General features: G+C 37.9%; 29 protein-coding genes. 11 read left to right on the top strand and 18 right to left on the bottom strand.

The window, feature by feature from the left end; translation table 11 throughout:
* Positions 1-141 precede the first annotated feature (141 nt).
* Complete coding sequence (locus RHP76_RS07670; protein ID WP_311229885.1) at positions 142-777, bottom strand: LysE family translocator; 636 nt, start codon at positions 775-777, stop codon at positions 142-144.
* A gap of 201 nt (positions 778-978) precedes the next feature.
* Between RHP76_RS07670 and RHP76_RS07665 the strand changes: the two genes are divergently transcribed.
* The 4 genes from RHP76_RS07665 to RHP76_RS07650 are packed head-to-tail and all read left to right on the top strand — an operon-like array spanning position 979 to position 3,731.
* Positions 979-1,692 carry a hypothetical protein gene (locus RHP76_RS07665; protein ID WP_120231857.1) on the top strand — a complete coding sequence of 238 codons (714 nt, stop codon included), beginning with the start codon at positions 979-981 and terminating at the stop codon, positions 1,690-1,692.
* Between the two features lie 25 nt (positions 1,693-1,717).
* The gene (locus tag RHP76_RS07660; RefSeq protein WP_311229884.1) at positions 1,718-2,323 is read left to right on the top strand and encodes a hypothetical protein; all 606 of its coding nucleotides are present in this window, start codon (positions 1,718-1,720) and stop codon (positions 2,321-2,323) included.
* On the top strand, positions 2,293-3,042 hold the full coding sequence (locus tag RHP76_RS07655) for a sensor histidine kinase (RefSeq protein WP_311229883.1): 750 nt from the start codon (positions 2,293-2,295) through the stop codon (positions 3,040-3,042). Before RHP76_RS07660 ends, RHP76_RS07655 begins: the two co-directional genes overlap by 31 nt.
* 8 nt (positions 3,043-3,050) lie before the next feature.
* The gene (locus tag RHP76_RS07650; RefSeq protein WP_311229882.1) at positions 3,051-3,731 is read left to right on the top strand and encodes a response regulator transcription factor; all 681 of its coding nucleotides are present in this window, start codon (positions 3,051-3,053) and stop codon (positions 3,729-3,731) included.
* Positions 3,732-3,795: 64 nt separating this feature from the next.
* Here RHP76_RS07650 and RHP76_RS07645 read toward each other — a convergent pair whose 3' ends face one another.
* The 11 genes from RHP76_RS07645 to RHP76_RS07595 all read right to left on the bottom strand — a co-directional run bounded on the left by RHP76_RS07645 (position 3,796) and on the right by RHP76_RS07595 (position 8,347).
* Positions 3,796-4,059 (bottom strand): RebB family R body protein, encoded by a 264-nt coding sequence (locus RHP76_RS07645; protein WP_034697228.1) that lies wholly within the window; start codon positions 4,057-4,059, stop codon positions 3,796-3,798.
* A gap of 84 nt (positions 4,060-4,143) precedes the next feature.
* The gene (locus RHP76_RS07640) at positions 4,144-4,401 is read right to left on the bottom strand and encodes a RebB family R body protein (protein ID WP_034697227.1); all 258 of its coding nucleotides are present in this window, start codon (positions 4,399-4,401) and stop codon (positions 4,144-4,146) included.
* A gap of 86 nt (positions 4,402-4,487) precedes the next feature.
* Positions 4,488-4,745: a RebB family R body protein gene (locus RHP76_RS07635; RefSeq protein WP_034697225.1), complete on the bottom strand. Its 258-nt coding sequence runs from the start codon at positions 4,743-4,745 to the stop codon at positions 4,488-4,490.
* Between the two features lie 77 nt (positions 4,746-4,822).
* Positions 4,823-5,080 carry a RebB family R body protein gene (locus RHP76_RS07630; RefSeq protein WP_034697223.1) on the bottom strand — a complete coding sequence of 86 codons (258 nt, stop codon included), beginning with the start codon at positions 5,078-5,080 and terminating at the stop codon, positions 4,823-4,825.
* A 77-nt stretch (positions 5,081-5,157) separates the two neighbouring features.
* Positions 5,158-5,415: a RebB family R body protein gene (locus RHP76_RS07625; protein ID WP_034697220.1), complete on the bottom strand. Its 258-nt coding sequence runs from the start codon at positions 5,413-5,415 to the stop codon at positions 5,158-5,160.
* 465 nt (positions 5,416-5,880) lie between these two features.
* Positions 5,881-6,108, bottom strand: a complete 228-nt coding sequence (locus RHP76_RS07620) for a hypothetical protein (RefSeq protein ID WP_311229881.1) — start codon at positions 6,106-6,108, stop codon at positions 5,881-5,883.
* Positions 6,109-6,128: 20 nt separating this feature from the next.
* On the bottom strand, positions 6,129-6,512 hold the full coding sequence (locus RHP76_RS07615; protein WP_311229880.1) for a hypothetical protein: 384 nt from the start codon (positions 6,510-6,512) through the stop codon (positions 6,129-6,131).
* Positions 6,513-6,547: 35 nt separating this feature from the next.
* Positions 6,548-7,375 (bottom strand): hypothetical protein, encoded by an 828-nt coding sequence (locus RHP76_RS07610; protein ID WP_120231851.1) that lies wholly within the window; start codon positions 7,373-7,375, stop codon positions 6,548-6,550.
* Positions 7,372-7,560 (bottom strand): hypothetical protein, encoded by a 189-nt coding sequence (locus RHP76_RS07605; RefSeq protein WP_120231850.1) that lies wholly within the window; start codon positions 7,558-7,560, stop codon positions 7,372-7,374. Before RHP76_RS07605 ends, RHP76_RS07610 begins: the two co-directional genes overlap by 4 nt.
* Positions 7,561-7,598: 38 nt before the next feature.
* Positions 7,599-8,114 carry a hypothetical protein gene (locus RHP76_RS07600; RefSeq protein ID WP_311229879.1) on the bottom strand — a complete coding sequence of 172 codons (516 nt, stop codon included), beginning with the start codon at positions 8,112-8,114 and terminating at the stop codon, positions 7,599-7,601.
* 17 nt (positions 8,115-8,131) lie between these two features.
* Positions 8,132-8,347, bottom strand: coding sequence for a RebB family R body protein (locus tag RHP76_RS07595; RefSeq protein ID WP_034697211.1), 216 nt, complete (start codon positions 8,345-8,347; stop codon positions 8,132-8,134).
* A 384-nt stretch (positions 8,348-8,731) separates the two neighbouring features.
* On the opposite strand from RHP76_RS07595, the gene RHP76_RS07590 reads away from it, so the two are divergent.
* A complete protein-coding gene (locus tag RHP76_RS07590) occupies positions 8,732-9,811 on the top strand; it encodes a hypothetical protein (RefSeq protein ID WP_120231848.1) in 1,080 nt (359 codons plus the stop codon).
* Positions 9,812-9,882: 71 nt separating this feature from the next.
* Here the strand turns inward: RHP76_RS07590 and RHP76_RS07585 are convergent, their stop codons facing one another.
* On the bottom strand, positions 9,883-10,761 hold the full coding sequence (locus tag RHP76_RS07585; protein WP_280210104.1) for a CPBP family intramembrane glutamic endopeptidase: 879 nt from the start codon (positions 10,759-10,761) through the stop codon (positions 9,883-9,885).
* A gap of 175 nt (positions 10,762-10,936) precedes the next feature.
* Here RHP76_RS07585 and RHP76_RS07580 point away from each other — a divergent pair, with 175 nt between their 5' ends.
* From RHP76_RS07580 to RHP76_RS07560, 5 genes are all read left to right on the top strand, one after another.
* The gene (locus RHP76_RS07580; protein WP_311229878.1) at positions 10,937-11,509 is read left to right on the top strand and encodes a helix-turn-helix domain-containing protein; all 573 of its coding nucleotides are present in this window, start codon (positions 10,937-10,939) and stop codon (positions 11,507-11,509) included.
* 86 nt (positions 11,510-11,595) lie between these two features.
* A complete protein-coding gene (locus RHP76_RS07575) occupies positions 11,596-13,083 on the top strand; it encodes a serine hydrolase domain-containing protein (RefSeq protein ID WP_311229877.1) in 1,488 nt (495 codons plus the stop codon).
* An 88-nt stretch (positions 13,084-13,171) separates the two neighbouring features.
* Complete coding sequence (locus RHP76_RS07570; protein WP_062674665.1) at positions 13,172-13,750, top strand: Crp/Fnr family transcriptional regulator; 579 nt, start codon at positions 13,172-13,174, stop codon at positions 13,748-13,750.
* Between the two features lie 58 nt (positions 13,751-13,808).
* Positions 13,809-14,231 carry a GNAT family N-acetyltransferase gene (locus RHP76_RS07565; protein ID WP_062674667.1) on the top strand — a complete coding sequence of 141 codons (423 nt, stop codon included), beginning with the start codon at positions 13,809-13,811 and terminating at the stop codon, positions 14,229-14,231.
* A 253-nt stretch (positions 14,232-14,484) separates the two neighbouring features.
* Entirely contained in the window at positions 14,485-15,687 is a 1,203-nt protein-coding gene (locus RHP76_RS07560) for an IS256 family transposase (protein ID WP_311228317.1), read from the top strand.
* On the opposite strand, the gene RHP76_RS07555 is transcribed toward RHP76_RS07560, so the two are convergent.
* The 5 genes from RHP76_RS07555 to RHP76_RS07535 all read right to left on the bottom strand — a co-directional run bounded on the left by RHP76_RS07555 (position 15,677) and on the right by RHP76_RS07535 (position 21,015).
* Positions 15,677-16,216: a hypothetical protein gene (locus tag RHP76_RS07555; RefSeq protein ID WP_311229876.1), complete on the bottom strand. Its 540-nt coding sequence runs from the start codon at positions 16,214-16,216 to the stop codon at positions 15,677-15,679. The two genes, RHP76_RS07560 and RHP76_RS07555, sit on opposite strands and share 11 nt — an antisense overlap.
* Positions 16,217-16,276: 60 nt before the next feature.
* Positions 16,277-17,842 (bottom strand): ABC transporter permease/substrate-binding protein, encoded by a 1,566-nt coding sequence (locus tag RHP76_RS07550; RefSeq protein WP_311229875.1) that lies wholly within the window; start codon positions 17,840-17,842, stop codon positions 16,277-16,279.
* Positions 17,839-18,759: an ATP-binding cassette domain-containing protein gene (locus RHP76_RS07545; RefSeq protein ID WP_288442970.1), complete on the bottom strand. Its 921-nt coding sequence runs from the start codon at positions 18,757-18,759 to the stop codon at positions 17,839-17,841. Before RHP76_RS07545 ends, RHP76_RS07550 begins: the two co-directional genes overlap by 4 nt.
* A gap of 10 nt (positions 18,760-18,769) precedes the next feature.
* Complete coding sequence (egtB, locus tag RHP76_RS07540) at positions 18,770-19,942, bottom strand: ergothioneine biosynthesis protein EgtB (protein WP_288442969.1); 1,173 nt, start codon at positions 19,940-19,942, stop codon at positions 18,770-18,772.
* An 89-nt stretch (positions 19,943-20,031) separates the two neighbouring features.
* Positions 20,032-21,015, bottom strand: coding sequence for an L-histidine N(alpha)-methyltransferase (locus RHP76_RS07535; protein ID WP_311229874.1), 984 nt, complete (start codon positions 21,013-21,015; stop codon positions 20,032-20,034).
* Positions 21,016-21,337: 322 nt separating this feature from the next.
* On the opposite strand from RHP76_RS07535, the gene RHP76_RS07530 reads away from it, so the two are divergent.
* The gene (locus tag RHP76_RS07530) at positions 21,338-22,384 is read left to right on the top strand and encodes an alpha/beta fold hydrolase (protein WP_288442965.1); all 1,047 of its coding nucleotides are present in this window, start codon (positions 21,338-21,340) and stop codon (positions 22,382-22,384) included.
* Positions 22,385-22,435: the final 51 nt, after the last annotated feature.

Here is a 22,435-nt window from a genome sequence, read left to right as displayed (position 1 = left end):
AGCAAAATTACGTATTTTCACGGTTTTACATCCCGGATTTTAATCTCAAATTCGCGGTGCATAACCATGATGCTTCTTCAAGTCAGATTTTATATGAATATACACCGGAATTCGGAACAGAAAGAGAACCTGTTCCGGATTTTATTTTGCTTTTGAAAATGCCATTTTTATAGCTAAATAAGTTAATACGCTGGCCATAAACCATTTCTGGACCTTTATCCACACCGGATTATTGGAAAAGAATACAACAACTTTTGCAGCTGTTAATACAATGATAAAGTTGATGCTGAAGCTGATCAGAACCTGAATGATCCCTAGTTCCAGACTTTGGGTAAATATCGAACCATACTCGGGTTTGATGAACTGAGGAAAGAAAGACAGGTAAAACACAGCCACTTTCGGATTCAGTACATTCGTTAAAAAACCAATGGTGAAAAGCTTTTTGGGACTATCATGAGCAACATTTTTGTCAACATCAAAAATATTTTTGCTTTTGGGTTTAATAGCCTGATAAGCAAGGTATAAAAGATAGATAGTTCCCAGTGTTTTAAGAACGGTATACGCGAGTGGAACAGCCAGCAAAACAGCTGTAAGACCAAATGAAACCATGATGATATGGAATAAAAATCCACATACGACTCCGGCTAATGAGATAAATCCGGACTTTTTTCCCTGCGTTATAGATTTTGAAATCAGATAAATCATATTAGGACCAGGGCTGATGACTAAAATAAGTGCGGCCAGAATAAAAAATATAAGCTCGTGAAATGGAATCATGTTAGTACATATTTAAAGGGATTTCCGGTACAAAGATAAGTGGTGTTTCCGGTTTAATTTTATCAGAGACAGAAGAAAAAGTATTTTTTTCTCAAATTATATTTTATTTTCCACCTGAATGTGATTTAAAAAATAGATCAGTCTGTTTTTTTTGTAAATTTCAACTCATAAAATAATTATCATTCACAAATAAATATTATCATGACTACTGAAAACATCTTTGAAGCTATCAGAAAATGGAAACATCTTATTGATTCCTACAAAAACGGAATTGATACCAATGGAGCAGAAATTTTGAATTATTTGAATCAGGGAACTCACTTCAGCGTTTCAGGTGAAGACATTGCACTGTGGGAAAAAAATTTTGGAACTGATGACTTCAAAATGATTCATGCTTATGTAGGAATTCATGAAGGTCGGCTGAAATTTTTCCTGATTGATTCTAAAAGTGATAAAGATGCTCATTTCAATACCATTCTTGTTAAAGATTTCTTAGTAGAATTCAGTGAATCAAAAATAGAAAGCAGCAATGACATTGTGATAGATGTTCCTCCCATTACTGCTGAATCAGCCATTAACCGTAACTTCAGATGGAACATGTTTGGGACTTCCTGGCTGCAGGCTCAGAAAACAGATGATATCTTTCAATTGATTTCCATACCGTTTTCAGATTATGAGAATATTGGAATTACAGGTGGGCAGGCGTGTACCAGTTTCTTTGGACTTACAGATGATCTGGAAAAAAAAGATCCCGACTTCCCTTATCATATCGAAATCATTACAGTGAAAAGTCTGGCCATTAATCATATGAGCGAGACTGCTGAAAATTATTCCACCCCAAGGCCTCCTTTTACGATTATTGATACTCTTAATGATTATCAACTTCTGAAGCAAAGTACCAGTGTTTTCGTATAACAGCCTATCCCTGTATTTACAAATTATGATTAATCTGGTCTTATGTATCGGGCTGATTGTATTGATAAAGGAAGGGATCAAGACAAAACTTCCTGTGATTATACTGCTCACAGGAGAATTGATGCTGGAGCTGACGGACTTAACGGACCGGCTGATGAAATTAAATACACTCAATATCTACAATTATACATTAAGTCAGTTTTTTGGTTTGATGACTCTTACCGTGATTTATAATCATTATTATATCCAGCTTTCCCTTAAATTAAGATGGATGATCTATTGTTATGCTATATTGGCATTGATTACTAATCTGTTATATGTGCAAAACAATACACGGATTACTTTTTATTCCAATATTATCACCAGTATTATTATTTGTAGCTATGCCGCCTCTTATTTTATGAAAATCATCAGGCAGGGCAGGGCAGACAGGAATATGTTTATTGTGAACATTCTTGTTTTCCTGTTTTTTTCTATAGAATGTATCATATCCACTACCTTTAATTTTTTAATCAGCAATCACCTGAGCTGGGTAGCACCTATCTGGCTTTTTAGAGGGATCTTATTATTGTCTTTTTATATAGCATTTATTAATCTGGGATGTGGCGTTGGGAAGATCAGGATCAGATAGTTCTATGGATATGGATCGGTATTGGGCTGTTTTTTTTAACAACGCTATTCGTTACGTTATTGGTGATTAATTATTTGAAAAGTATAAAGAAAAACAAACAAAAGGTTTCAAAGCTGGTCCGAAATACCCAAAAAGAATATCGGGATAATATGCTGCTTTGGCAGGAACAGGACAGGGAACGCCTGGCAGAAGAACTTCATGATAATATTATTTCACAATTGAATATTATCCGTTTGAATATCAATGATAAAAGACCGGAAGATCTTAATCATGATTTAAAAAAATCAATGCAGCTGATCCGGGAGTTATCTCATAATCTTACGCCACCTGATCTCGATGAGATAGAACTGGAAGATTTAATTGCAGACTATCTTGATCAGATCAATAAAAATGTAGAGGTTATTTTCCGTCATATGACAATAAGGACGGCCATCAGTAATCCTGTAAAACTTAATCTTTTCAGAATTGTTCAGGAACTGATCGCCAATATTTTAAAACATGCTGAAGCTACCAGAGTAGATGTTTCCCTAAGAATCTCTCTGAATTATCTGATACTAACCATAGAAGATAACGGCTGCGGATTTATCATAGAAAAACATTCAGGAGGGATCGGGCTGAGGAATATTCAGTCCAGAGCTCAAAAAATTAAAGCAATTTATAAACTTAAGACACAGCCTCAAAAAGGTACAAAATTCATTGCCTGTCTGGCATTACAATAAAAATAAACATGGAACACTCAAAAATTAAAATCGGAATTGTAGATGATGACCTGCTGTTTGTACAGCTTTTGAAAAATTATATTGAAAATAATGGAGACTTTCAGGTGTTGCTTACCTCAACAAGCGGATATCATTTTCTTAAAGAACAGGATTCTGCATCTTTAGATATCCTGATTCTGGATCTTCGGATGACCAATGGAGATGGCCTTGAAGTCATGGCTGAACTTGCCAAAAAAGAAACCGAAACAAAAATCATTGTTCTTTCCAGTTTCTACCGTCGTTCATTCATGGGGCAGATGCTGAAAATGGGTGCTCATGCTTTTTTACCCAAAGAAATTGAACTCGAAGAATTATTATCCGTAATCAAGACAGTTCATCATACCGGACATTATTTTTCCAATGACCAGATTAATGTTATGAGAACCCAGCTTTCCAATAAGCTTCCGGAATTTCATGCTTTTTCCAGAAATGAACTCACAGAAAGAGAAATAGATGTTTTAAGACTGGTCTGCCAGCAGTTGAGCACCAAAGAAATTGCAGATTCTCTGTTTATTTCACCCAAAACGGTAGAAACTCACAAGACTAATCTCATGATCAAAACCGGAGTGAAAAATATGGCAGGACTTGTTATTTATGCCGTACAGAATAAGGTGATAGATCCGGATGAGATTGTATTATTTGATAAATAGTTTGATCCAAAAAGAATCAGGGAGCACATTAATGTACTCCCTGATAACAAGAAATCTAAAAACACTATAATTTAGGATGTAAAATTTTAGCAATAGACACTGCATCTGCCACAGTATCCAGGCTGTAGATCTGGATAACACCCTGTGTAGTGGCTGCCTGACCTAAGATGTTCTGCTGGTTTTGTGCATTCACTGCATTTTCAAACATAATTCCTGTAGAATGGGCAGCAGATTGATATACGTTGGCAAGAGCCATTGCTGGAGATTCTCCTACTACTTTTACGTTCGATTGCGTTACCGCGTCTGTGATTTGTTCGTTTACTGGCATAATGATTATTGTTTATTTGGGTTAAAAACAACCGGAATTTCCGGTTGTTACGGTAATGGTATTTAAGCTATTCGCAAAAAGGAATTAAGGATTAAGAATTTTAGCAATAGAAACTGCATCTGCCACAGTATCCAGGCTGTAGATCTGAGCAATACCTTGTGTCGTTGCTGCTTGCGTAACAATGTTTTGCTGATTTTGAGTATTCACTGCATTTTCAAACAGGATTCCTGTAGAATGGGCCGCTGATTGATATACGTTGGCCATCGCCATTGCAGGAGATTCTGCTACTACTTTTACGTTGGATTGCGTTACCGCGTCTGTGATTTGTTCGTTTACTGGCATAATGATTATTGTTTATTTTGGTTTAAAAAACAACCGGAGTTTCCGGCTGTTCGGATAATTGATTATAATAGTTTCGTAAAAAGTGATTACGGAGTAAGGATTTTAGCAATAGAAACCGCATCGGCTATCGTATCCAGACTGTAAATTTGAGTTACTCCCTGTGTAGTCGCTGCCTGGGTAACAATATTCTGCTGGTTTTGAGTGTTGATTGCATTTTCAAACATGATTCCTGTGGAATGTGCTGCAGATTGATACACGTTGCTTAGAGCCATTGCAGGAGATTCTGCTACTACTTTTACGTTGGATTGCGTTACTGCGTCTGTGATTTTTTCGTTTACTGGCATAATGATTATTGTTTATTTGGGTTAAAATTACCGGGTTTTCCGGCGGGTTAATGTATTCTGCGGTCTGCAGAATTGGTTTAAGGTTTAAGAATTTTAGCAATAGAAAGAGCATCAGCGATGGTGTCTTTGCTGTAGATTTGAGTCACACCCTGAGTAGTGGCTGCCTGGGTAACAATATTATGTTGATTTTGAGCGTTTGTTGCATTTTCAAACATAATTCCTGTAGAATGTGCAGCAGATTGATACACATTACTTAACGCCATTGCAGGAGATTCTGCTACTACTTTTACGTTAGACTGCGTTACCGCGTCTGTGATTTGTTCATTAACTGGCATAATGAGTAAGGTTTATTAGGTTAAAAACAACCGGGCTTTCCGGTTGAGGTTATTACTTGGATCAAATAGCCTAAAAATTAAGGCTTAAGGATCTTCGCAATAGAAACTGCGTCAGCTACAGTATCCAGGCTATAGATCTGCAGGATTCCCTGAGTGGTCGCTGCCTGGCCTAAAATGTTCTGCTGATTTTGCGTATTTACCGCATTTTCAAACATGATTCCTGTAGAATGGGCTGCAGATTGATACACGTTGGCTAGTGCCATTGCAGGAGATTCTCCTACTACTTTTACGTTCGATTGTGTTACCGCGTCTGTGATTTGTTCATTAACTGGCATAATGGTAATTGTTTTTTTTGAGATCGGATCTCGGTTAATAAATTATTGAGGTAAACTAGTTTTATGTTGGAGTTTTAAACTCACCACAGATCCTGCAGATGAACATATTTCAAAAGCATTGGTATTAACAGGTTATGAATAAACTGGATCTGAAGGGTGGCTCTGAATACAATGGTTGAAACCCTATCTGTAAAACCTGTGCGAGTTTAAAGCATATTTTTTTTGTAAAAGGATGCGGTCTTTATTTTTAATATCTGTCTCAAAAATAAATTCCTGCTGCGGGTATACTGGCAATGCCGGATTCCTTTGGGCTAAAGACGGATTCTGAATGATTGCTTTTGTACATTGACAGCATCTGAAAGGCGGTGCAAAAATAAATGTTGACCTGATTGTATATATGCTGAGAGCACCGGATTTCATCTTTGCAGAGAAATAAACCGCATCCGTAGTTGTGTAGAACAGGAATTAGAAACGCTGTTTTCTAAATGACTCCAATTCCTTTATTTTTATATTTTTGGGACTCATTTTTTTTAATCCCATCACATAATGGCTGATCCCGGTCATAGCATTCCGTTGCTGGTTCAATGCAGAATTGATTTGCATCTGTCCGGTGGAATGTGCGCTTACCTGTGCAGAAATAGCCTGAGGTACTGCGGTATAGATTCCGGTTACGATTGTATCAATTTCGTTCATATTAATTCGTTTTGTTGGTTCTAAGGTTTGATATTACCCAATCTTGTATTCAGCTTATTCATTCGCTCCATTATTTTAAGTTCTTTCTCCTTTATTTTTGCTGTTGAGGCTTCCTGCAGTTTTTTCAGCTGTTCTTCATAATTCATTACAGGAGTATCAGGCGGTGGTGAACTGGCCACAGGAACAGGAGCTGCTTCATGCTGTTTTACGGCTTCCTCCAGTTTTTCAAGAAGAGGAGCCAGGGACTTCATGGTCTCTTTGATGGCTTTCTCCTTGATATAAGTAATGATTTCGTCTTCATGTCTTAAAACAAAAGGCATGATTTCTTTTTCTACCATTTTAGGTTCTGTCACAGGCACCGGTGGTCTGGGAGCAGGAGATTTCTTACTGATTTTTCTGCGCATACGTTATATTTTTATGAGATTAGAACATCTGTTTTTTACAGCAGATAATTAATAAATGCAGCAGCAGATCTCCAGTCCCGGTTGATTTCTTTCACTACATTATATCCGGTAATCTCCAGAGCGATACATGCTGAGATGGCACTGGCCGACAACATTTCTTTAAGCTGGTTGGAAGGAAGAGTCAGGACATAATCATCCGGAATCACGGGTGGTGTACCGTTATTTGGAGTTGTTTCGTTTACTATAATACTCAGGATTTCCTGAAAATAGTGGGCAATCAATTTGGAAGCCTGGAATTCCAGTTCTCTTTTTAATTCTATGATTTCATTCTGGCTTACCAATTCCGAAATAGCTGACACATCCACATCATGTACCGCATACTGTGCTTCCCCTGTATTAGACGGTGTAATCGTAATATCGGTTTTGAGTATACATTTTGATTTTTCAAGATTGATGGTAAGAAGCTTTGAGTCAATTTCCGGAGAAGCTACTTCACTTAAAGTGCTGAGAGGTAAAATTCTAACATTACAGTAAAAGGCTTTCGGATCATCCAGTTTGACCATGATCACAGCTATTCCCGTTGATTGATCTTTAGGTTCTACTACAAAACACTGAAAATGATTGTACCTTTTCCCTAATCTGTTGATACAGCTGACGAGTCTTATGGAAGGCTGAATATTAATGTCCGAGGTCTGAAGATTAAATATAAAACGTTCCGAATGATCGCTCTTTTTTATATCTGTACTTTTGGGATTCAGATAAAGAATATCATTGCTTCTGGTCAGATAAAGTCTTTCATTCAAATCATTTAAACTTTCCAGGTTTAAAATTTTGGCAGGTTTGGTTGCTGAGGAGTAATTCATCTCTTATTTATTTTAATTTTTTCAATGAGTTGGGCTATTATTGTTCTTTTCTTGGGATTAACTTCCGTTTCTATAGAAGAAATTACCGCTTCTTTAATCTCTGGTTTTACGAGTGGCTGTGTCAGTTTAACTGACTTTAATACTAATTTTCCCCCATGATCAGCCTTAATAGAGCTTTTTCTCATACTCTCTTTTTCTGATGAGACTTCTTCCGGAACCGGATCTACTTGTTTTTTTTTTCAGGATCTTCAGCCTCAGAGGAAACTTCCGTGTAAGATGGTGGAGAAGGAAGGGCTTCTGAGACAGGAAGCGCGTTGACATTATAAATAGTATTGGAAATTTTTGCCTTTACTTCAGCATAATCACTTACCATTTTGAATAAGTCTTTCATCATTTCATTGCCTTTTCCTGCATCCTGGCCTTGAATATTTTCAGCCATCTGAACAGAGGTCTCTTTATTGCCCGGAGCCGGCCCGAAAGTCGTTCCGTAGGTCAGGAGATTATTGGCCAATCTGCTCAAAGCAATTAAACCTACCTGCTCAAATCCTTTTAAGAATGACTGTAAATCCTGAACCATCATTCCTGTAGACTGTTCTATCATTACTTTGGTTACTCCGGTCATTGGAGAAGCTTTAGGCGGAGCCAATACCTCACTGTTCACAAATACTACAGCTTTCTCCGCCGGAGTGGTAGCATTGGCTGCCTGGGATTGTTGGGTTTCACTGTTGTTTTCACTCATGATGGTAAGGTTTTAAATTATCCTTTTAAAATTTTAATGGCATCTGCAACAATCGCAGGGTTGAGCTGGTTCAAGTTCTGCTGGTTTGTCACAGAATTCTGAATGGAAATTCCACTGGCATGCGTGGCCATCTGGTAAAGCATACTCATAGCCTGTGCGGGAGACTCACCAAGTACCGTAACGTTAGTCTGCGTTACTGCATCTGTAGTCTGGGTGTTTACTGTTTCTGCCATATTCTGGTTTTAATGGGTTACTATTTTTTTTGATTTAAATATTGACTATGAGATTGTTGATCTCTTTTGTCTGATACAAATTTCATTAAATAAAATAAATCTTCATTAAGGGAAAAAACGGAATTTTAAAAAATAAGGGAATTCTCCTATGAGTGAAATTTTAATCATGACTCTTTATGATATCTAAGAACTTAATGAATGAAATACACAAATACATTACCTGTAAATAAGGGTAAACCCCTAGTTTCTGAAAATGGGTTTTTCCCCTTTAACGAGTCAGAATGTTTCCGCAGAAATTTGTGTTATTAATATGGATAAAAACTCTGGAAGTCAGAATAGAGAAAAATTTCAGAAATCAAATAAATAACCTTAAATAAAACGATTATGAGCATTATAGGAAAATACAACAATTTGTTTTTCAGTGCAAAAGGAACAAATAACAAAGCTAAGATAGGAATCAGGCTGAAAAACGGAAAGATAAAAGCAATGACTGTGCAGGAGGTCTTCAATACCTACTTTATAAACAGCAGGGAAAACGAAAGAAAGATGCTGGAAACCCTGGAGCTGATGGGAGGAGATATAAAAGATATCATTCAGGTACTTGACATTTATAACGCAGACTATCTATCTGAAGGAGACTATAAATTCAACCATGATCAGTGGGAAAGTGACAAGTATGAAAATGAAAGAAAAGAAAAGTATGGGGATGTCAGCGAAAAGGAAAGGCATGAAGTTAATATCATTATGAATACCCAGGTTGTTACATCTTCTGTATATCGGGATCTGCAGCAATTGTTTTTTATCAAAAAATTTCATGAAAGAAGATGGGATAACGGAAGTAAAAGTAAAGAATTTATGAGGCAAAGACTTGGTTTATTGAGGAACGGAACAGAAGGCAGTCCTGATCTCCATACGATGACATTCTACAGAACAATGGGAGAAACAGAGTTTAAAGGAATAAGTGAATGGGCTGAAAAATATAGGACAGAAGGTGGAAATATTAAAACTGATCTTACTTTCCATCATGAAATAATGAATACAAAGGTATTTGCCAACGATAATATCCCGAATGAGATACCCGTTCGTCATCATTTGGGCGGATACAGCCAGGCCAGATGGTATGCGAGACCTGATAAGCATCAGTTTAAATTTCTCGTGCAGTTTGTATTGAATAAGAATGCTAAAGGATTCTTTGGAGAGCCGGAGCAGTTAGTTTTACAAAGAACATCCAAAAATAGTAATTCTGCGGTAGCAAAAATTAAATCATGGTTTGAAGATAACGAAATACCGTTTGAAGAAATAAGTAACAGTGAAGGCCAAAAAGCAGGTAGAATAGGCCTTAAAAATGAAGATAAGGAAGGAGAGGGATTAAGTATTTCGTTAGGGGAGAGCGGAGATACCCAGGAAGTATTTCAAGGTTTGCTCAGCAGAATACGGCTTATTGAAGTAATTGCTCCGGATTAGATTTTTCAAAATTAAGAATATAGTAAAAAGACAGCCCCTATCAATAAAAGGCTGTCTTTTTAATAAACAGATTACGCTGAAAGTGGGCGATCCTCCAGTTCTTTCCTCTTCCTCCAGAAGAAATAAGCCACAACAGCTGTTGCAATAGGCAGCGCAATACCAAACTCATCAATATAATAATTCGTATTTCCCGTATCTGCAGTTAGAGGAGTAAAAATAGACTGTATAAAAAGATTATGACTGGCATGTAAAATAACACCTGTCCATAAACTCCCGGATTTTAATCTTAACCATGTAAAGATGAAACAAGCTGCAAATATCATAACCGTAAAACATAGAAGAGCCAGCCATTTAGGTCCGCCTGTATTATAATTGGAAAAAAGCAGGAGAGGATAATGGTAGATCGACCAGATTACACCCATCCAAAGAGAAGTAGCGGTATAAGAATTCATTTTGGCCAGCTGAGGAGTTAAAAGACCACGCCAGCCTATTTCTTCACCTAATGCAGAGCCTACTGAACGTACCATGCCAAAACTGCTCATCAGAATAACATACAGAATGATTGTGAGACCATCTGGAAGATTCCAGCCCATTCCTTTGCCAATTTCCGCTACAAATTCACGATTGTAAAAACCGCCAGCTCCACTGATCCAGATGATGAGGTAAGGAACCAAGCTGTAAAGAAGGGGGATGCAGTACGCCATGATCTGGTATTTTGTAAGTCCCCATTTCCATCCCAGAGAAGAAATGGGGATATTCCGGATACGGCAGGTAAGAAATGCAGCAATAGCAGGACACCACATGACAATTGTTGCATAAGAGATCATTCCGCCGCCAAGTTTTCCTGTACGGATACACATATAATAGACTGGAAGACAGAAAAGCAGAGTAAGAATCAGATAAGTAGCAATATTCTTCCTGATTTCGGATTTGGATAGTGTATTTTCCATAAACTGATGTGGTGTTAGTGTTTGTAAATAACTGAAAAATAGAAAGTTATTTTTAAATAAAAATACACTTATTTTTTATATGATTAATAATTTAAATATCAGCAGAAGTAAGAAAAAATTTTAATAAGGAAAACTGTAAATTAGCCAAAACATTTTTTTCAGAATATCCCCAACGATGTCCAAGCTAAAAGCCATAAGAGAACAAAAAAATCTGACCCAGGAAGAGCTGTCAGAACAATCCAAGATTTCCGTAAGAACCATTCAAAGGATAGAATCCGGAACAGAGCCGAAGGGACATACGTTAAGATTACTGGCTCAGGCTCTGGAAATAGAAGAGATTGAATTGCAGCAGGATCAGCCGGCCGCAATTTCAGAAACACATGAGGTTGAAATAGAAGCAAAAGAAGAGGAAGCTCCAATCAATTATTCATACATTAAAATCATTAATCTTTCCTCACTAATCTTTACCCTTTTACCACCACTGAACATTTTCGTTCCGCTTATTCTCATGCATAGTATGAAGCAGAGAAACAGCCTGGCCAGACAGATTATTTCAGTTCAGATGATTTGGACAGTGATGGCGCCTATTACCTTCATGCTTGGCATCTTTTTAAAGTTCGGAAAACAGTTTACCCTGATCCTGATGATCCTGATTGTGCTTTCCAATGTATTTATCATCCTTAGAAATGCAGCCGAAATAGATAAGAATAAAAAACTCTATTTCAGACTGAAATTCAGCATGATATAAAGCCTGTCATGACTTTGTCGGGTTTTTGTCGGGTTCATTTTTAGCAGAAAAACAAAAGGAAATTGAATCTTTGTCAAAAAATAACAATGACAAAGTTTTCAAGGTTCACCCTTCCTTTTTTAATGCTGTTCATGAGTGTCATGCAGGCACAGATAGAAAAAACAGATCCTCTTTATAAAACCATTATGTCGAAAGACAGCCTGTTTTTTTCTATAGGCTACAATACCTGCAACATCAAGCAGATGGAAAATCTGTTGAGCGGTAGTTTTGAATTTTACCACGATAAAGGAGGTTTCGAAGACAGGAAAAATTTTATCATTGATTTTAAAAACGGATTGTGCAAATCCCCGGAAACTTATCAGCTCAAAAGAGTACTGGTTGATAAAAGCACAGAAGTTTATCCTATGTATAAAGACGGGAAGATCTATGCTGCCATTCAGAATGGAGATCATCTGTTTTATGAAAAGATGGGGAGCCAGGCGGAGAAACTAGTAGGGGAAGCAAAATTTACCCATTTATGGATACTGGAAAATGATGAGTGGAAGCTTAAAAATTCATTGAGCTTTAATCACCATCCGAAGCAGACTACCGATAGTGAAACTATGTTTGATAACGATCAGTCCATGCAAAGCTGGCTGAAAGAAAATAATATTCCAACGCTGGGATTAGGAATTATCGAAGATGGAAAATTACAGCAGGTAAAAGTTTTTGGCGGGATCAGGAAAGGAATTCCAGCAGCTCATAACGCCTTATTTAATGTAGCATCACTCACCAAACCTGTTACAGCAATGGTAGCCTTACGCCTGATAAGTTCAGGCAAGTGGAAACTGGACGAACCTCTTGATACTTACTGGATAGATCCTGATATTGCGAGTGATCCAAGGCATCAAAAATTAACCACCAGAATGATCCTGAGCCACCAGACAGGTTTCCCGAACTGGAGATGGATGAATTCAGATAAAAAGCTGAATTTTCAGTTTGATCCCGGCACAAGATACCAATACTCAGGAGAAGGTTTTGAATACCTTCGGAAAGCACTGGAAAAGAAATTTGGGAAAACGTTGGAGAAGTTAGCACAGGAACTCATCTTCCAGCCTCTCAAAATGAAGGATACCAGTTACATTTGGGGTAAAAATACTAACGAAGCAAGATTTGTAACAGGATATAATGAAAAAGGGGAAGCTTACCCCATCGAAAAAAGTACTACAGCCAATGCTGCCGATGATCTACATACAACGGTAGAAGATTACGGAAATTTTATGGTCAGCATTATGAAAGGGAAAAATCTGAAACCGGATGTTTTTCAGGAAATGATCAAAAAGCAGGTAAAGGTTAAAGAAAATAAATATTTCGGATTAGGTTTTGAGGTTTATGATCTTGGAAATGGTGAATATGCATTATCTCATGGCGGAGCAGATCAGGGAACAAGATGTATCGCCATTGTATTGCCCGATTCAGGAAAAGGAATTGTAATTTTTACCAATGTGGATGATGGTTATAGGGTGTATGAAAAGCTTGTACTTTATTACTTAGGAGAGCACGGACGAAAAATTATTAAGATAGAAACTAAATGATTATATCAGTGATAAAGATATTATCGCAATAATCATTGTGTATCTTTGAAAGATTAGAAATACTGGATATATAAATAATTTCTATAGTATGCTTTTAGAAAAATTACTTGAAGAGTTTGATGTAGATCCCAATACCTTTAGTTCGGAAGAATCTAAGTTATTTGATCAATATTTTGAACAGATCTCAGTCAGGAAAAATACATTTCTGATTAAAGAAGGGGAAACAGAAAAGTACAGTTATTTTGTTTTTGAAGGCTTATTACGTTGCTGGATAATTAATCACAAAGGAGATGAACAAACGTTTTGGTTTTGTAAGAAAGGAACTTTTTCATTGTCAAATATATCCTTTACATTACAGGAAAAATCCGCTTTTAATGTACAGACCATCGTAGACAGCGTTATCTACAGGATAGACAAGAAGAAGGCCGCCGAATTATATTCTGCTATTCCCAGATTAAAGACAGTTTTTGATGATTTAACAGCTATATTACTTAATAAAATACTGAATAGAAATATTGACCTGATTAAGTATTCCCCCGAGCAGTATTACCTCCGGATGATTGATGAATATGGTGTCACTTTAAATTATATCCCCCTAAAAGACATAGCCTCTTATCTGGGGATCACACCACAAGCGCTGAGCAGAATTCGTAAACGCATTTTTTAACCTGGGTTCAGTATTTTAGATGAATAAGTTCTGACCTTTGTGATCTAAATTTACAATTATGATCAGAGAAATTACGGTAACAGATTATCCACGTTTGATTGAGATCTGGGAGAGCGCAGTGAGGAATACCCATGATTTTCTTAAAGAAGAAGACTTTGCATATTATAAAAAACAGCTTCCTGGCTATTTCCCGCATGTCACCCTTTCAGGGTTTGAACAAGAAGGTATTTTAGTTGGGTTTGCAGGTGTTGCGGAAGGAAACCTTGAAATGTTGTTTGTAGACAATAACTACCGAAGTACCGGAATAGGAAAAAAATTAATTGAATATGCAATATCTCATTTACAGGTAACCAAAGTGGATGTAAATGAGCAAAATAGCCAGGCTGTTGGTTTTTACAGACATATGGGATTCAATATACTGAAGAGATCCGAACAGGATGGAGAAGGTAAAGAATATCCCGTCCTGCATATGCAATTGTAGCCTATAAATAAACAGAAAATCCCTGCGTTCAAAAGAGCAGGGATTATTTTTATATAAATCTAAATTTATTTTACCTTTTCAAGGAGATATAATTTTGCTCCGGAAAAACCTAATTTAGGCATGAGATTGCCTTCCAGGGTAGTGTCTCACTAACTGTGTAAGTTAAAAAGTTATTCTGAAAAATTTTTGAGCCCTCTAAAGCTCAAAAATAATTTTCGGAAATAACTTTTTATTAATTTTAACCTATATAGTTATGATCGACAAAGAAGAATTATTAAACAACAAGGATTTCTATAAGTCCTTTAAAAATGGAGAAGATTTAACCTTTTTCTTCAAACAGATGCACAAACGTGCCGTTGAACATATGCTGGAAGCAGAACTTGATGCTCATCTGGACAATGAAAAACATGAAAAAACCAAAGAAGGGAACTATCGCAATGGACATGGAACCAAGAAAATAAAATCCTCTTTTGGAGAGAGTGAAATCAAAGTTCCCAGAGACAGGGCAAGCAGTTTTGAACCTGCATTAGTTCCAAAAAGGCATAACATCATCGAAGGTTTGGAGAATATTATTATCTCCTTCTACGCCAAAGGGATGAGTGTGAGCGATATCGAAGAGCAGGTTAAAGAACTATACGATTTTGAAATATCTTCCTCTGCCATTTCCAGGATTACCAATGCCGTTGCCACCGAAGTGGTGAGCTGGCAAAACCGCCCCTTAGAAGATTTGTATTTAATTGTCTGGATGGATGGGATCGTATTCAAGGTTCGTGAAAACTCCAAGGTCATTAACAAAACCATCTATTTGGCAGTAGGATTAAATCGTGAAGGGAAAAAAGAAGTTCTTGGAATGTGGCTCGGTAAGAATGAAAGTTCGAGCTTCTGGATGGGTGTTTTAACGGATCTCAAAGCTCGCGGCGTGGAAGATATCCTCATTACGGCAACAGATAATCTGAACGGATTTACTGGGACTATTCGCTCAGTTTTCCCACAATCTCAAACCCAAATCTGTGTCGTTCATCAGATCAGAAATGCCTGCAAATATGTGGTTTGGAAGGATAGAAAAGAATTTTCTGCAGATATGAAACATATTTACACCGCCCCAACAAAACAAGCGGCTGAAGCAGCTCTCAATGATTTTGCAGGAAAATGGGAAAGCAAATATTCTTATGCTATCGCCTCCTGGCGGAATAATTGGGATGAGCTTACTGTATTTTTTGAATTTCCTTTAGAGATCCGTAAGATCATTTATACCACAAATTTAATTGAAAATCTCAACGGAAAAATAAGAAAATACACCAAAAATAAAATGTCTTTCCCTACTGATGAGGCCGTAATGAAATCAGTGTATCTGGCATTAAAAGAAGCCACTAAGAAATGGACAATGCCTATCCAAAATTGGGGCATTGTTCTCAACCAATTTATGCTTATTTTTGAAGAAAGGCTCAGATTATAAAATCCAAGCCATAACTTTTTAACTTACACACTTTATGGGAGAGTGTCCCTTCCAGAACCATAGTTTTATTAGTCACATCAATCACAGATATATAATTGTTGGAATTATACTCTATATAATTCTCCTTTTCTTTTGTGGATGGATTTTTTCCGAATTCCATAGAATATTTTACCCAATCTTCATCCTGTGTGCTGCAATGTACAGGCTTGAATTTGGACCTCTTAGCCTTGAAAACAATCTGATCAAAACCTTCCGTACATTCCGAAGTAAATGTTCCGTCCGGATTCTGATCTTTTGAAAAATCTTCAAAAGAACCACGGTAAACACCCACTACTTTCCAGGTACCATCCAGACGGTCTTCATCTATCTTTCCCTTAGCCTTGCTTACGGCCCAGCTAATCCCGTTTACTGTACCTTTTACCGCTTTATAACTTAAGCTTACTGCACCTGATACTACTTTTGTAGCCGTTCTTACCACACATGATTGGAGAACCAATACAACCGAAGCCAGCAATAGTATTTTTTTCATTTTGTCAATTTTTTCAGATACGAAGATAGGGTTTTTAAAAAAACTGATGGATTTCAAAGACTATTGATCAAAATAATGGGTAAGATCAGATATATTTTTGATATGAAGATCTTCAGCCTGCTTTCTTCGCATCATCAGAGCATAAGCATTATTAAATCCTAACGGTTTCAGCCATTGAATCCCATATTGTTTTTCAAACTCGGTATTCACATATTCATAGGTTGTCTCAGGACTTTTGGACATATTGCTGATGGTCTCTGTGGAAGGTTTTAAAAGCACCAGAAGCCCTGTTCCCGTATATTCAGGATAAAAGTCTATGGCATCATTCATTAACGCATCAAAACATATTTTTGTTCCCCCTAAACCCGTTTTCGTTTCCACTTTATAATCTGTATACCCTTCAATAAGCATAGTATACATTTCTGCGAGAATATATTGCTCACCAAAGATTTTTGAACCAATTCTGACTGTTCCGGAATTTCTTTTTCCAGGACTTTTATACAGATTATTTCTGATGAGAAATTCCTTTGCAATCTTTTCCGGGGTTTCATGGAGATGATCAGCTCTGTAATTCAGGTCTGTCATAATGGAATCTGTGAACTTTCCTGCCAATAGATTTAAGGTTCTCTCCAGCTCCGGAAATTTTTTCAGCGTTTTGGTCTTGATAATGGGAGCCGCATAATAAGGAGGAAATATTTTTTTATCATCATCCAGTACATACAGATCATACGCTTTGATTCTGCCGTCTGTAGAATATCCGCTGATCAGATCCAGTTCATTCTCATAAGCAGCCTTATACATAATCGCATCACTTACCACAAGAGGATTTACATTGAGTCCATAGACTGAGCGAAGCCCGATATCACCATCCTGTCTCCCCATAAATTCCGGTGTAAAACCCGCTTTAATCGTACGGTGTGACCCAAAAATCAGAACATATCCTATTCCCAGAATAATAAGGATAACAGGAAGAATATATTTTAGTTTTTGAAAGAACCGATAACCCGATTTCTGGATCATGGCAATAATCTGATCCAGAAAAACAGCTAATAATGCCGCCGGAATGGCTCCAGCCAGAATCATATTCGTATTGTTGAGCGAAATTCCTCCGAAGATAAACTCTCCCAAACCTCCTGCTGCCACAAAAGAGGCCAGAGTAGCCACTCCAACATTAATAACAGCAGCAGTCCTGATACCTGCTATAATAACCGGCATGGCCAAGGGAAGCTTTACCTTAAAAAGAAGCTGGCTTCTGTTCATTCCCATGGCCTTCGCAGCCTCAATCACAGCCGGATCTACACCCGTAATTCCGGTATAGGTATTCCGGATAATGGGCAGCAGAGCATAGATCAATAAAGCAGCAATGGCGGGCTTCGGACCAATGCCTAAAACAGGAATCATAAATCCCAGCAAGGCAATACTCGGAATAGTCTGCAAAATGCCGGCGGTGCCCAGCACCGGACTGGAAAGCTTCTTTTTTCTGGAAATCAGTATTCCTAATGGCACTCCCACAATGATAGCCAAAAGCAGAGACAAAAAGGTAAGCCCAAGATGCTGAATGATCTGGGTAGTCAGCTTTTCGTGCTGTTCCGCAATAAATTGCCAAAGACTCTGCTGCTGCGTCATACCATCTGTGATTTTCTATACTGATTAAACGCTCTGACCACTTCTTCATACACTTCAGCGTTTTGGTGATCCGAACTCAATTGCTGTAAAATATCCCATACACTTTTACTACCCGTACCGTTGGGTCTGTAGTATACATTTTCTGGTGTAAGAAACGGGCTGATGTGATGTAACGATGTTACTTTATACTCTAATAAAAGACGGTTTTTGGTAAAAAAATTACGCACAAAGTCATTTTCAGGTTGGTAAAGCATTTCTCTGGGAGTACCGGTCTGTACAATTTTTCCCTGATCCATCAGACATACCCGGTGACCCAGCTCAAAGGCTTCCTGTACATCATGAGTAACCAGTATGATGGTTTTACTTTTAAGTTCTTCCAGCGATTTAAATTCCGAATGAATATCAGCCTTGGTAATCGTATCAAGCGCTCCGAAAGGTTCGTCCATCAGCAAAACAGGATTATCTGCAATCAAAGCTCTTGCAATACCTACCCGCTGCTGTTGTCCGCCGCTCAACTCGTGGGGAAACCGGGAAAGTACCTCTTCAGAAAGATGGAGTTTGGCCAAAAGCTCATCCGTTTTCCTTTTCGTCTTCTTTTTGTCCCATTTCAAAAGCTCAGGAACTACTGCAATATTCTGCTGAATTGTATAATGGGGAAATAACCCCGAATGCTGCATGACAAAACCAATTCCCATTCTCAGTTCCTCAGCCTTCTGATCACGGATATTTTTGCCATCTATGAAAATATTTCCGGAATCTGCTTCTATGAGACGGTTGATCATCTTAAGCGTGGTTGTTTTCCCGCATCCGCTGGTTCCTAAAAGAACAAGAATCTCCTGATCAAATGCCTGAAAAGAAATTTGATCTACTGCCTTTTTTCCGTTAAAACTTTTTGAAATTGATTCTACTGTAATCATCGGCAAAAAATTACTGGGCAAGTCTGATTCCTGTGAACTGCCATTTTAAATTAGGCTGAAAAAAATTGCGGTATGTATTTCTGCTGTGTCCCGGAGGAGTAGCTTCCGAAGCTCCTCTTAAGACCATTTGATTGATCATGAATTTTCCGTTATATTCCCCTACAGCTCCTGCTTCTTTCTTAAAATGAGGATAGGGCAGATAAGCAGAATTCGTCCATTCCCAGCGTGTTCCCCAGTCAAAATAAACGGAAGCCGTTTCCCATTCTTCTTCAGTAGGCAGACGCATTCCTTTCCAGGAGGCAAAAGCAGACGCTTCATAGAAATTGATATGGCACAATGGGGCGTCAGGGTCTATTTCCTGTAAGCCATTGAGGGTATAATACATCCATTTATTTTCGATATAATGCCAGTACAGCGGAGATTTTGCAGCATTCTGTTTCACCCAGTCCCATCCTTCAGCATGCCAGTGTCTGAAATCTTCATATCCGCCTGCTTTCATAAATTCTAAATATTCACTATTGGTGACAAGCCGGCTGGCAATTTTAAAATCTGTAAGATATACTTTATGCCTTCCTAATTCATTATCAAAGCAAAATCCATCTCCTTTATATCCAATTTCATAGACTCCTTCAGGAAACCTGAGCATTTCCAGATCTCCGGAGTTGTTTTTTCCGGGTTTTTCTTCTTTTGTATACGCCGGGAAAAGCGGATTGTGCCCTAAAATATATTTAATGTCAGTCACTAATAATTCCTGGTGTTGCTGCTCATGGTTAAGCCCCAGTTCCAACAGCGGTTCAAGAGCTTCTGTCAGAAATGAGCTTTCAAGAAAAGCTTCCATATGCTCATCTACGTATTTTCGATATTGATACACCTCTGAAACAGAAGGACGGCTGAGGTTTCCGCGGTCGGTCCGGATCACCCTTGCTCCGATAGTTTCATAGTAGCTGTTGAAAACAAAATTATACTGTGGATCAAAAACCTTGTAATCCGGAAAATGCGGGGTAAGGATGAAAGTCTCAAAAAACCAGGTGGTATGACCAAGATGCCACTTAGGAGGGCTTACATCTACAATCGGCTGTACTACATAATCCTCGATTTCCAGCGGAGCACAGATTTCTTCAGAACGTCTGCGGATGTTCCGATACTTTTTGGTAATATCTTTTGTGATGATCTCTGGTGTCATGTCTTTTAGTTTTTAATGATTACAATTCTATGAAATAAGGATGTTTTATTTTTTCACTTTTGCAGATTGGCTGTGTGTATCATCTCTTTTTATTTTACCTGCCAGATGCTGTCTACAAACCATTTTTTAGCATCTTTGATTTCTCCTGTGATGGTAAAACCCGATTTTTCACCCAATTCCCTGATGTTTTCAGATGAAAATTTCTGTGAAATTTCCATATCGATAAGTTCGTTTTCTTCAAAAGAAATCTTTGTATTGTCAATCATAACATCCTGGCTGATAAGGCTGATCAGAAAACTTCTGCAGGCTCCGGTAACAGGATCATAAGTCTGGTAATGCTGAAATTGTTTCACATCGAAATTACCACCCAGTTCATTGTTGATACGGGTAAGAAGATTAAGGTTAAAAGAAGCGGTAATTCCTTCTTTGTCATTATAAGCCTCCAGAATGATGTGCGGATTTTTCTTGAGGTCAAATCCTACCAATACACGATCTTTTGGGGATAGATTGCTATTCAGATGCAGACAGAAGTCTTCAGCCTCTTCAGGAGTCATATTCCCAATATTGCTTCCTAAAAATAAAACAACTTTTCTCCGGTCCGATAAGGAAGCGGCTTTTTGAAGCATTTCAAAATAATCCCCTTCCAGACAGACTATTTTCAGTTCAGGAAGCTGATTGCTTAGTTTTTTGTGGAGTATCGAAAGGATATTTCCTGAGATATCAATCGGCATGTAAGTAAAGTCAATCCCTTTCCTGGTCAGCTGCTCAAGTAAGTAGGTGGATTTTATGGCGTCTCCCGCTCCTAATTCAATCAGGTCGAAAGGTTCATTTCCGGGAATAAGCAGATCAATAAGTTCATCTGTTTTATTTTTGAAGATATCCAGTTCACACCGGGTCAGATAATAGGAAGGCATGGCCATGATTTGCTGAAAAAGATGATCACCTATCTTATCGTAAAAATACTTTGAAGATAATTTTTTAGGAGTATTTTGGAGTCCGTTCAAAACATCTGAACGGAAATGATCAACAGCATTCTTTTCAGTCTTAGATTGTGGGTCTAACTGTATATTCATAAGTCTTATTTTGTGTTATTTTGTAGAGTATTGCAATTATCCTGCCTTTTACAACATGAAATTTTTTTGCATATATCTAATTAAATATAAACAATTTTACTTTTAATAGAATGATTATCATGATGTTTTTACAAGATGTGGTACTTTTTTATACCCCGGAAATTCTTTCTTTTAAAATTAAAACAATGAAGAAGAGTAGAGAAGCTGTCTTGTTTACCGTCCGAAAATCAGTATTCAACGTTTAATATGACCTGTTCAAAGTATTTGTTCTTATTCCGATCTCTGCTTTGCCATAATTTTACCATCACAAAACATCACTATTATGAATACTACATTGAACTTCAGTAAAAGAATACAATCCATTTTATCCCTGTTTATTTTGACGGGAATGGGATTTTTGTCTTTAAAAGCACAGACGTATACCAAGGGAGAAAAAGACCTGGAAACATCCGTTACCTCCGCGTTTCAGAATACAAAGAACATCAGAGCCGGACTGCTGAACGTTGGATATGCAGAAGTAGGCCCTGCCAATGGAAAACCTGTTGTTCTTCTTCATGGATGGCCTTATGATATCCATAGTTTTGAAGAATCCTCCGCTATACTTGCTGAAAAAGGATACCGTGTCTTAGTCCCTTATTTAAGAGGCTATGGAACCACTACCTTTATCTCACCGGATACAAAACGCAACGGTCAGCAGAGTGCTGTTGCATTGGATATCATTGCCTTTATGGATGCCCTGAAAATCGATAAGGCCATCATTGGCGGTTTCGACTGGGGTGCAAGAACCGCAGATATCATGGCTGCACTGTGGCCTGAACGATGCACCGGACTGGTAGCGGTAAGCGGCTATTTGATTGGAAGTCCAAAGGCCAATGAAAAACCCTTGCCTCCGAATGCCGAGTTGTTATGGTGGTATCAGTATTATTTTTCAACAGAAAGAGGGTATAAGGGGTATAAAGCCAATACTTTAGCCTTTAATAAACTGATATGGAAAACGGCTTCTCCAAAATGGACTTTTGATGACCAGACCTATGAACGTTCTGCCAAAGCATTCGACAATCCTGACCATGTAGATATCGTGATCCACAATTACCGCTGGCGTCTGGGATTAGCAAAAGGAGAAAAACAATACGATGCGCTTGAAGCCAGGCTGGCAAAATCTCCGTCCATTTCAGTCCCAACAGTTACCCTGGAAGGCGATGCCAACGGAGCAGCATTTCCCGCACCGGAAAGTTATGCTTCAAAATATACAGGTCAATATGCACATCATACTTTAACGGGCGGAATTGGTCACAATTTGCCACAGGAAGCTCCAAAAGCATTTGCAGAGGCAATCATAGAAGTAGATTCCATGTCAAAATCCAAATAAAAATCTGAAAGACTAAAAATAAAACCACTGCTCAATAACAGTGGTTTTTTA

The organism is Chryseobacterium sp. SG20098 (genome assembly GCF_031844745.1).
Lineage (GTDB): Bacteria > Bacteroidota > Bacteroidia > Flavobacteriales > Weeksellaceae > Chryseobacterium > Chryseobacterium cucumeris.
The sequence above is the reverse complement of the archived record's forward strand: the minus strand, read 5'-3'. Positions and strand labels throughout refer to the sequence as shown.